This is a genomic window from Schlesneria sp. (assembly GCF_036405755.1).
GTDB lineage: Bacteria > Planctomycetota > Planctomycetia > Planctomycetales > Planctomycetaceae > Schlesneria > Schlesneria sphaerica.
Genome location: NZ_DASWWZ010000508.1, coordinates 1 through 10063, shown reverse-complemented (window position 1 = coordinate 10063; position 10063 = coordinate 1). Strand labels below are relative to the sequence as shown.

The 10063-nt window shown below is 57.6% G+C and carries 9 protein-coding genes; 3 read left to right on the top strand and 6 right to left on the bottom strand.

Annotation, left to right across the window (positions count from 1 at the left end; genetic code table 11):
- Positions 1-1187, top strand: a 1187-nt coding sequence (locus tag VGE80_RS17245; protein ID WP_440593533.1) for an ABC1 kinase family protein, incomplete at its 5' end; no start/stop codon positions are given.
- A 56-nt stretch (positions 1188-1243) separates the two neighbouring features.
- Complete coding sequence (locus tag VGE80_RS17240; RefSeq protein WP_373650525.1) at positions 1244-2278, top strand: sugar ABC transporter substrate-binding protein; 1035 nt, start codon at positions 1244-1246, stop codon at positions 2276-2278.
- Positions 2279-2826: 548 nt separating this feature from the next.
- Here the strand turns inward: VGE80_RS17240 and VGE80_RS17235 are convergent.
- From VGE80_RS17235 to rbsK, 4 genes are all read right to left on the bottom strand, one after another.
- Entirely contained in the window at positions 2827-3468 is a 642-nt protein-coding gene (locus tag VGE80_RS17235) for an adenylate kinase family protein (RefSeq protein ID WP_397571334.1), read from the bottom strand.
- Positions 3469-3492: 24 nt separating this feature from the next.
- Positions 3493-4431: an alpha/beta hydrolase gene (locus VGE80_RS17230; protein ID WP_440593532.1), complete on the bottom strand. Its 939-nt coding sequence runs from the start codon at positions 4429-4431 to the stop codon at positions 3493-3495.
- 453 nt (positions 4432-4884) lie between these two features.
- The gene (locus VGE80_RS17225) at positions 4885-6300 is read right to left on the bottom strand and encodes a flagellar hook-basal body protein (protein WP_440593531.1); all 1416 of its coding nucleotides are present in this window, start codon (positions 6298-6300) and stop codon (positions 4885-4887) included.
- 371 nt (positions 6301-6671) lie between these two features.
- Entirely contained in the window at positions 6672-7637 is a 966-nt protein-coding gene (gene rbsK / locus VGE80_RS17220) for a ribokinase (protein ID WP_440593530.1), read from the bottom strand.
- A 492-nt stretch (positions 7638-8129) separates the two neighbouring features.
- Here rbsK and VGE80_RS17215 point away from each other — a divergent pair, with 492 nt between their 5' ends.
- Entirely contained in the window at positions 8130-8897 is a 768-nt protein-coding gene (locus tag VGE80_RS17215; RefSeq protein WP_440593529.1) for an SMP-30/gluconolactonase/LRE family protein, read from the top strand.
- Between the two features lie 118 nt (positions 8898-9015).
- Here the strand turns inward: VGE80_RS17215 and VGE80_RS17210 are convergent, their stop codons facing one another.
- Positions 9016-9402, bottom strand: a complete 387-nt coding sequence (locus tag VGE80_RS17210) for a GlsB/YeaQ/YmgE family stress response membrane protein (protein ID WP_373650519.1) — start codon at positions 9400-9402, stop codon at positions 9016-9018.
- A 281-nt stretch (positions 9403-9683) separates the two neighbouring features.
- The coding region (locus VGE80_RS17205; protein WP_440593528.1) for a (Fe-S)-binding protein at positions 9684-10063 on the bottom strand (380 nt) is incomplete at its 5' end.

The window sequence follows — 10063 nt, the reverse complement described above, 5'->3', positions numbered from 1 at the left end:
GGCCGAACGCGGTGCGTGATGTCGAGCGTGATCTTCTGCTGATGCAGGAACTGGCCATTCTGCTCGAGCGGAATGTTCCGGAAACACGCATCTTTGATCCGACGGGTCTCGTGAAACATTTCTCACGTTCGATTCGCCGTGAACTCAACTTCGATCGCGAAGGTCGAACCATGCTCGAGTTCAGCCGGTTGTTCGAGGACGATGCGACCCTGTATGTTCCTCGGGTCTACGGCGACCTGAGCACCTCCGCAGTGCTCACCATGGAGTTTGTCGATGGCCTGAAAATTGACCAGCTCACGATGCTGACCGATTCGAAGTGGGGGCCCGCGGACATCGCAGCCAACGGCGCCCGTATTTTCATGAAGCAGGCATTCCAGTTCGGTGTCTTCCACGGCGATCCCCATCCGGGCAATATTCGAATTCTGCGAGATGGGACACTGTGCCTGCTCGACTACGGCATGATCGGGATGATCGACGGAAGAACTCGCGAGCAGCTTCTGGATCTGCTGCTGGCGATCATTCGTCAGGACGTCAATTCCGCCATCAAGCTGATTCTGGCAATCGGCGAACCCCACATGGAGGTGGACCGGGCGCTGCTGCAAATCGACGTCCGTGATTTCATCTCGAACTACTACGGCATCGACCTGGCTCATCTGAAAGTGGCTTCCGTCCTGTCAGACTTCGTGGCGATCCTGACGAACCACGGGATCCGCTGTCCGGGCAGCCTGATGCTGCTGATCCGCTGCCTTGTGACTCTGGAAGGAGTCGGTCGAACCCTGGATCCGGAATTCAACCTGGCAACACATCTGGAGCCCTTCGTCGAACGGTCTGTGCGAGAGCGTTATTCGCCCGCGCAGATGGCACAGCGTGTCTACGCCGACGCTCAGCACATGTGGCACTGCGTGCACGATCTTCCAGGCCAACTGAGCCGCACGCTGCACAAGCTCAGCACCGACGACTTACGCATTCAGCTCGAGCATCGGAATCTGGATCACTTCATCCTCGAACTCGAGCGCTCAAGTAACCGGCTGGTCGTCGGAATGGTGATTGCAGCCCTGATTGTCGCTTCGGCTCTGATTATCTCAAAAGGGGCGAGCACCATCTGGGTCACGATGCCGATCTACCTCCTTTCCAGTCTGCTGGCCATCTGGCTGATCTACGGAATTTTCCGCAGCGGACGACTTTAGACGGGCAAAAGTGTAGAACTGCTCTCCTTCAGAACACTTCAACCGGGAGAACTACCATGTCTGCATCACGTCGTGACTTTCTGGAATCGCTCGCCATCGGATCGACCGGACTCATGGGACTGTCTCTGGCGGGATGTGCCGCATCAGGGGTCGCTCCCACAGGAGACGGTGCAAGACCATTGCGAGCGGCGTTTTCCAATGCGGGACTGCAAAGCACCTGGTGCGAACTCGGCAAGAAAACCGCTGAACTTTGGGGACGCCTGCTGAATATCGAAATCGAATGGTTCGATGGCGAATTCGATCCCGGCCGGCAACGTGACAAGATTGATTCGCTCACCGGCCGGGATTGGGATTTCTGCTGCTTTCAGGCCGTGCAGATTGATTCGCTGGCTGAGCCAGTCAAACGACTCAAGGACCGTGGGATTCCAGTTATCTCGATGGACACGTTGCTGGTCGACATGGACAAAATGCGCAGCACCGGCGTCTGGTGCGAGGTCATGCCGGATCATGTTGACATGGCCGAGAAAAGCGTCGGCTACCTGATGAAGAAGATTGGTGGACGCGGGAAAGTCATCCACATCGGGGGCCTTGATGGACACAGCGGAGCGCAGGGTCGACGCCAGGGCTTTGAGAACATCGTGGAAAAGTTTCCGGATGTCGAAGTTGTCGGTGGGGGCGTTCGCTGGTGCGACTGGAAAAAGGAAAAAGCCCGGAACACCTTCGAAGCCTTGCTTCAGCAGGAGACGACACCGATCGCCGGTGCGTTCTTCCATAGTGACGACATGGCCCTGGGCGCCATCCCGGCACTGAAGGGGACGATTCACGAAAAGATGATCGTCGTCGCGGTGGATGGCCAGAAGGATGGACTCGACGCCATCAGGGCGGGGACACTCGCCGCTTCTGCGGTGAACCCCGTCTGCCGGATCCACCAGACAGCGCTGTTCCTTGGCCACTTCATCGCCCGCAACAAGGAATCGGTCGATTCCGTTCCGCTGGAGATCATCACGCCGGGACCGCTGGTCACAATGGATGATCCACAGGCCCTGCAGGCAATGTATTACCTGGCCGACCCGCTGCACTGCATGGTGTGACCTGCATTGTCGCACTTGGCTGGCTTAACTCGTTAGGTCATCCCCCGAACACAAACGGTGGACGGGGCCAACGAGGCGTTTGTCCCATGGGCCACCGCCTCGCTGCGATGAAGCGGGATGGGGTTCCGAAGTAAGCCCCTGAAAAAGATCACGAAAGCTCACATGCCACTGTATGACCGTCTTCGGGCATGCAGTGCACTATCCCGCCGCGCGAATGCGGAAGAGACTGATTCTCCGAAGATTTTGAAGCACTGAATGACGACTAATGATCTGATCATAACGACGCTCGCATGCTCGGTTATTGGAAGAACGCTCATGCCCCTGTCTGACCGGCTTCGGGCATGCAGTGCTCTATCCAACCCGTGCGAAGATGATAAGACACTGCTTCTACGAAGACTTCGAAGCAGTGGCATGAAGACGACGACTCGATCGCAATCCGTCTTCGGAAGGATCCTCTGCCGGCGACGGCGTGCGTGTGAGATTTCGCCGGAAGGATCCATGCGTGTCGTCGCACGTACCCACTTCACCCAGGACGTTGCATTGTCCGCTCAGACCTTACGCAGGCCGAGTTGCGAACGAATATCCTGCTGGATCGTGTCGATATCGCGGGCTCCGTCCGTCTGGATCACTAGTTCTTTTTTCGCGAACAGCTGCAGGACGGGCTCGGTCTGAGTCCGATAGTCACGCAGTCGCTGCTGTAATCCTTCTTTGTTGTCGTCGCTGCGAATGACCAGTTTCCCGCCGCAGACGTCACATGTATCTGGAGTTGCGGGTCGGTGATGGATCAGGTTGTAGTCGAGGCCGCACTGGCTGCATAGTCGCCGTGCGAGAACCCGTTCGAACACAACTTCATCCGGAACATCGATATGGATCACGGCGTCGATGTCGTAGCTTTCCAGGAAGAAGGCAGCCTGAGTCAGCGTGCGAGGAAAGCCATCGAGAATAAACCCGTAGTTCCAGTCGTGCTGCGCCAGACGCTCCCGAATGATCTGCTCGACAATCTCGTCATCGATCATTCTTCCATCAGCGATCAAACGCTTAATCCGAGCCCCCAGCTTGGTGTGCGACTGAATGTGCCATCGAAAAATATCGCCCACCGAGATGTGAACCATCTCGAAAACCTGCTTCAGGAGCTTAGCCTGGGTCCCTTTGCCGCATCCTTGCGCCCCCATGATCACGTATTTATGCATTGCAAATCCAATTAGTCCAGAAAATCACTTCGTTCCGATGGCGCTGCGAAGCTGTTGTCCAATTCGTTTGATCGCATCTCGTGCGGTTTCAAATTGTTGAACGCGGCGTAAGAACGCATGAATCATCCCCTCGTAGCGGTGCAGCGTCACTGGGATTCCCGCGGCCTGCAGAGCAGCCCCGTAGGCTTCTCCCTCGTCCCGCAGAGGATCGTACTCAGCGGTGATGATCGAAGCGGGTGGCAGCCCCTTCAATGTTGTCGCCCGCAAAGGCGAGGCATAGGGATCCTGCCGCTGTGCTGCAGAGGAAACGTACTGATCCCAGAACCACCCCATTTCTTTCCGCGTCAGAAAATACCCATCGGCATTCTCGTGATAGGAGGGACGTTCGAAATCGCAGTCCGTAATCGGGTAGATCAGGGATTGAAATGCAACCGGGGGTCCACCGCGGTCTCGGGACATCAGGCAGACCACCGCCGCCAGGTTCGCTCCAGCACTGTCCCCGGCGACGGCAATTCGATGGGGATCCCAGCCAAACTGGTCTGGGTTCGCATGCACCCACTTCAGGGAGGCATAAGCATCTTCGATCGCAGCAGGAAACTTGTGTTCGGGGGCCAGCCGGTAGTCGACATTGACGAAGATGCAGCCGGATTCGGCCGTCAGATGCCGGACCAGGTCATCATGCGTGTCGAGGTTGTTCAGGACCCAGCCGCCCCCGTGAAAATAGAGGCAGACACCGAATGGTCCGTCACCTCGCGGGACATACACCCGGATCGGCAGTGCGTCTCCGTCGGGTCCCTCGATCGTGAGGTTCTTGACGGTGGCAAGATCTGGCAAATCCGTCCCGGCCTTACAGCCCAGAGCCGCCGCGCGACGCAGGGTTTCCACGGGAACTGTTTCAAACGTATAGGCCTTCTGCCGGGCGACTTGTTCCAGGAACGCAGCGGCTTCAGGATGTAAAGGCATGGTCTCTCTCAAAGATCATCATGGCACGATAATTCGCGGCGGGTGCAACAGCGCGATCAGCATCCGCGCAGGGCCGATCAAGCAGGCCACATGCCGCACCAATGTATACGGCGTCGGCCGTTCCAACAATCGGCCGAAAGCGACCTGCCGTTCTGCCCCCTGCTTTACAGCGTCAACACCGTTGTAAAGCACGTGAAGCGCAGGGTTTACCCGATTCGCAGAAGCGGGCTGGTTCGATGCACGACCTCAGATCCGAGGCCCCGGCCCGCAGGACAGTGCGGCTCACTGAACACCGACCTGCCAGACGACTTTGACCGCAGGAATCGCGCCACAGACAGTTCCCCGCAGACAGTGCGCAAACGTCAAATCCCCGTTATCGGGTCGCTGTCTTCCGGTCACCGTTCCAATTCGATTCGCGTATGACTCATGCAGCGGGGGACGCATCAGCGGGCTCTAGCGAGTCGGAGCAGCCGGAGTTCCGCTGGCCGTCACAGGTCGGGAGGCTGGATAAGGAAGCGACTTCAGAATCATCTGCAAGTCCTCGATTTCTTCCAACTCGGCCTCGAAGTCGACGTTCGACTGTTCCAGGTACCCTTGCTGAATTTCTCCAATCCCATTCGACAATGGAGCTTCGACCACAATCGGACCGGATTCCCGGGTGGGCAGATACAGTGTCTGTCCGGCTGGCAGCAATCGAGGTGAGCTGGCAACGCGAGCCAGATGCAGACGTCCGATGATCACCAGCGTCGCTTCGCTGTTCTTCAGGATCGATACGGTGCCGTCGGCACTCACCTGGATCTCACGAACGTCTTCGGGGACGGTCATTGGCGGCTGGAGTAACACCGAGTCAGAACAGACGAGCAGACAGAGTTGACGATTGCTGTCGAGAGTGAATGCGCCACATCTTGTCAGATACTCGGTTTCTCCGCGCTTCACGACGAAGAAGCCTTCGCCACTGATGGCGAGGTCCAGTTGTCGTTCCGTGTTCTTTAAGAGCCCCTGTTTCAAGTCGAGTTGGGGCGGAGACATGCGACAGCCGAGACCTTGAATCCCCGCACGAGCAGCGGGAGTTGACTCCTCTTCGTCCTCCTCGTCTTCAATTGAAGCCCTCTGCCGGTAGTAATCCACCAGCGTGACACGAATCCGCTTGTAACCCGGTGTTTTCGAGTTGGTCAAATTGTGCTGATGCTGCGAAATCGCCGCTTCAATCGCCGCCGTGGGCGAGGAATCCAGCGAGGACAGGAACCGAATTTTTTGTGAGATCGGTTCAGCAATGATGTCGCCCGTCCGGGTTTCTCGCAGTGGAACGGCGGCGGCAAGCTTTTCTGGAGCACCGCCGAGTAACTGCGGCAGGGCGCGAAGCTGCTTTCGAACCTGCAGCAGGTCACGCACCACCCCGGCGGGAAGTGATTTCAATTCTTCAAACCAGATGTCCCGCTCTTCGCTTGTCGTGTGTGAGAGTTCTCGTTCGATCACGCTGCGAACGGCCTCGTTCCCGGTTTGCTCGTAAAGATCTTCTTCACTCGGTGCATCGACCGGATATGCGTCGACAGGGGCGGGAACAGCCGTCGGGGGATCACTCGTACGAATCGTCAGATCGCGCCCTTCGCACTCCTGAATCTGATGTGCGGAAACGACATCAGAGTCGGCACCGACCCGTTCGGCAAAGCGAGGGAAGCCGAGATCTCCCATGTCGCTGAAGTCCTCGGCAGAACACTTCAGCAAAGGTCCGGAGAGCGCTGCGAATGGCTGGTCGGACGCGAACGGTTCCGAATAGCGTTCAAACTGTCGCTGGACCGCCACAGAACAGACAAAAAATGCCAGTACTGCCAGCGAAACCACGAAACCAGTGTTCCGCACCCATTGCATCGTCAACTCCTTTTGGCGATTGCCTGTCACGGTCTCAGGACGTCTTCAGTCCTTTGCTACGATCCTGTTGCCGTTCGGCATCCATCGGCTGCCACTCCTGCAACCGTATTCTGCACCGTTACCGTCGAAAATTCTGGAGCACTCCGGCCTCATCGTCCTGGATTCAATCCCATCGAAGGCATGGTCTTCGATGGCCCTCACCTCGAAATTCTCCAGGCGAGGCTAAACCCAGACACAATCGCGCACTGTCACTCAGAACATCAACGGTCGAGACGTTAATGGAATTACAAAAATTCAGCAATATGCACTCTAAGTTGCGGCGTCCGGGCGTCCGGGGCTTACAGCCGACACCTGAAAGAGTCGAATTGTGTTCAGCGCACTGTGGCGTCGGTTTTCATCCATGCCTCCAGTTCGGCCCGGACGGGCATCGCTGGCTGAGCACCAAAACGGGTACACGCTAGCGTACCTGCTGCACACGCGAAGTGCGTTGCCGCAGGTAGAGACATTCCTTCGCACAGTGCCACCGTCAGTGCCGCCGTGAACGCGTCCCCTGCCGCCGTCGTATCGACAATATTCGCTTTGTGCGCAGGGATCTGCTCGGTCGATCCGTCCGTTAACTGCACGAGTGCCCCGTGTTCGCCCATCTTAAGGACGACGTTTTTCGCTCCGCGAGATTGCAGGACTCTTGCCGCCTGTTTTGCCGATTCCCAGTCATTGACGACGACTCCCGTGAGGACTTCCGCCTCAGTCTGATTGGGGCTGATAATATCAACGGACCGCAGGGCATCCGGAAGAGCGTTGACCGGCGCCGGTGCCGGGTCCAGGATCGTTGTCACTCCGTGCTGATGAGCCAGTCGAATGGCACTGGCGACCGCATCCAGCGGCGTCTCCAGTTGAACGATCAGGGCACGTGCCCCCGCGATCACCTCTTCACGGGACGCCACCACCTCAGGAGTCAGCAATGCGTTCGCACCGGGAACCACGGCAATTGAGTTGGCACCCGTATCGTCGACTCCAATCAATGCCACGCCGCTGAAGACATCCGGAGAATCCAGCACGTGGACCGTGTTGACTCCCGCGTCCTGCAGGTTTTTCCGTAGCGTATCGCCGAACGCATCTTTGCCGACACACCCGATCATCATGACGTTCGCCCCCAGTCGTGCGGCGGCAACAGCCTGATTGGCTCCTTTTCCTCCCGGGATCGTCTGGAACGAGGTCCCGAGCACCGTCTCACCGGGCCGTGGCAGACGGCTCATCCGCGCGACGAGATCCATATTAATGGAGCCGACAACCACGATGCGGGGTGAACTGACGTCAGACTCAGACGCGCTGCTCATAGAGAACACTTTGCAGAGAAGGTGGAGTCAAAATAAACAAGGGGAACCGGTGGAAACGTACCGACTTCCCCCCTGCAAGTGAATGGAGCGGACTCAATCCCCCGGCCGCCCCTCGCAGTTTGGACTGTCTCGAAGCTCTGACCCATTTCCCGTTCTGACCTGCTAACCGGGCGTCTGTCTTCCCGCTTGTCTTGCCAGAGGAGTTGCCTGAATGGCAACATCTCGGCCTCGCTCGTTATACTTTTCACTGCGTCACTGTGCTGAGTGATTCCCGGAATCATCGCCATGCTGGCGACGGCTGATCTTTTCACGTTCCCGATCTACGGTAGATGCTGATCATTTTCCCGGATGCGGGATGGCACCGTTCCTCATCGTACGCTTTTTAGCATAGGTCCTGAATCGATGTTGACGTCTCTACGCCCGGCGTATTTGTGTTTATTGACGTGGTGCCTGCTCAGCGGATTTACGCAATCGGGACGAGCGGCTGATGGAATGCTCTACCCACTGGCCGTCGCGGTCACGGCAGATGACACGATCTACGTTGCCGACCGTGAACTTCCCGGCATCTGGAAGTTTTCAGACGGGAAGTGGTCGATCTATTTTCAGGGATCAAAGAAGTTTCGCACGCCGCTCAATGCCGTGCGATGTCTGGCGATTGATCATCAGGGAAAACTGCTGGCAGGAGATTCCAGCACGCGAGAGATTTATCGGTTCGATGAATCCGCTCAACCTCAGCCGCTGACCAAAGGGGGAGTCGGAATTCCCATGTCGCTCGCCGTGGCCAAGGATGGAACCATCTATGCCGGAGACATTGAAATCCAGCGGATCGTGAAAATTCCCGCAGAAGGGGGCACGCCGAACATTATCGCGGAAGTGACCGCCCCTCGGGGCATGACCATCGACGATGAAGGGCGTTTGTGGATCGTCTCACACGGAAAAGACGCTGTGATCCGGCTCTCAAGTGACGGAATGCAGCGCGAGGTCATTACGGAAGGACGTCCGTTCCAGTTCCAGCACCACATCGTGCTCGGCAAGGAAGGGGAAGGCTACGTCGCCGACGGCTATGCCAAGACAATCTGGAAAGTGAAGCAGGGCGAGAAGCCTGAACCGTTCTTCGCAGGTGAACCGCTGAAGAACCCGGTAGGATTGGCCTGGTGGAAGGGCAACCTGCTGATTGTCGACCCACACACGAAGTCTGTCTATCAGAGGACTGCGGAAGGCAAACTGGAACCAGTTGTCGATGACGCACCAGCCCAGTAGCGATCGACGCTCCCGGGCATTAATCGCCGCTTGAGCGATTTTCCACTTCGTCCACACGGGAACACGGCATTCGTGATCGCGGGTGGCTCCACTATCAGACTCACCACCGCACCACGAATCACGCCGCTTTGCGGGTGCGCCGGCGGTGATACGTCGTGACCACGGTTCCGGGCCGGCCCGAGACCTTGCCGTCGACGGCCTCGACGACGTACGAGTTTGAGAGCAGGCGGAAGAAGAAGAGTAGCAGAAACGCGCCGATCGTCCCGGCCGCGAATCCAATCGGGCTGATGGGCGTGATCTTAAAGCTGGTGTCGAACAACAGCAGGATGCTGCAGCCAATCAGACTCCCTACGATCCCCATCAGCATAGTGCCAATCGCTCCGCCGGGATCCCGTCCAGGCATCAGAGCTTTCGCGCTGAGACCAACGATCGTTCCAAACCCAATCCACATCAGCGCTTCCTGCGCCAGCAATTCAATCGTCGCGACTAAGGTCGGTTCCGCCATGGTCATGTCCGTTTCGTTTTCGCGTTCGAATACGAGGATGCGAAATGGACTCATCCTCCGCCGGGAAATGACATCGACACATGAGGCCGCGATCCATCACTACAATCGCCAAAAAACGCAAAGTCGCCCCACACCACCCCGTCACGCAACCAAAAGCGGATAAGATCGGCGTTCCGGGTAACGACTGAGTTGCGAGATGCGTTCTGGTGATCAGAGCAGGAACGGAGTCTCTTACGTCCGTTCGACGACCACTCACCCCACCACCTGGACGGCTGTTGGGGTCAGTTCGACTTTTGCTGCCCTCTGGAATAGCTCAGATCCAGAATCTCCATGGGGTGAGCGACCCAGACAGGGCTTTTTGCCTGTCGAAGTGCGGCCTGGATCTGCAATGAGCAGCCGGCATTCCCCATAATGACCGTCTCGGCCCCTGTTGCGAGGATATTCTTGATCTTGCGGCTGGCCAACTGGTCGGCCATTTCACCTTCCGTCAGGTTATAACTCCCTGCGGCACCGCAACAGATTTCGGACTCGCTCAGCGGCACTAGTTCCAGTCCGGGAACAAGTGACAACAGTTCGCGTGGCTGCTCACGGATCTTCTGGGCGTGACACAAGTGACAGGCATCGTGGTACGTCGCCTTCATCCGGACTTCGCCCTTGGGGG

Coding starts and splice junctions, on each gene's coding strand:
- VGE80_RS17240 (WP_373650525.1), top strand. CDS start 1,244: ATGTCTGCATCACGTCGTGACTTTCTGGAATCGCTCGCCATCGGATCG.
- VGE80_RS17235 (WP_397571334.1), bottom strand. CDS start 3,468: ATGCATAAATACGTGATCATGGGGGCGCAAGGATGCGGCAAAGGGACC.
- VGE80_RS17230 (WP_440593532.1), bottom strand. CDS start 4,431: ATGCCTTTACATCCTGAAGCCGCTGCGTTCCTGGAACAAGTCGCCCGG.
- VGE80_RS17225 (WP_440593531.1), bottom strand. CDS start 6,300: ATGCAATGGGTGCGGAACACTGGTTTCGTGGTTTCGCTGGCAGTACTG.
- rbsK (WP_440593530.1), bottom strand. CDS start 7,637: ATGAGCAGCGCGTCTGAGTCTGACGTCAGTTCACCCCGCATCGTGGTT.
- VGE80_RS17215 (WP_440593529.1), top strand. CDS start 8,130: ATGCTCTACCCACTGGCCGTCGCGGTCACGGCAGATGACACGATCTAC.
- VGE80_RS17210 (WP_373650519.1), bottom strand. CDS start 9,402: ATGGCGGAACCGACCTTAGTCGCGACGATTGAATTGCTGGCGCAGGAA.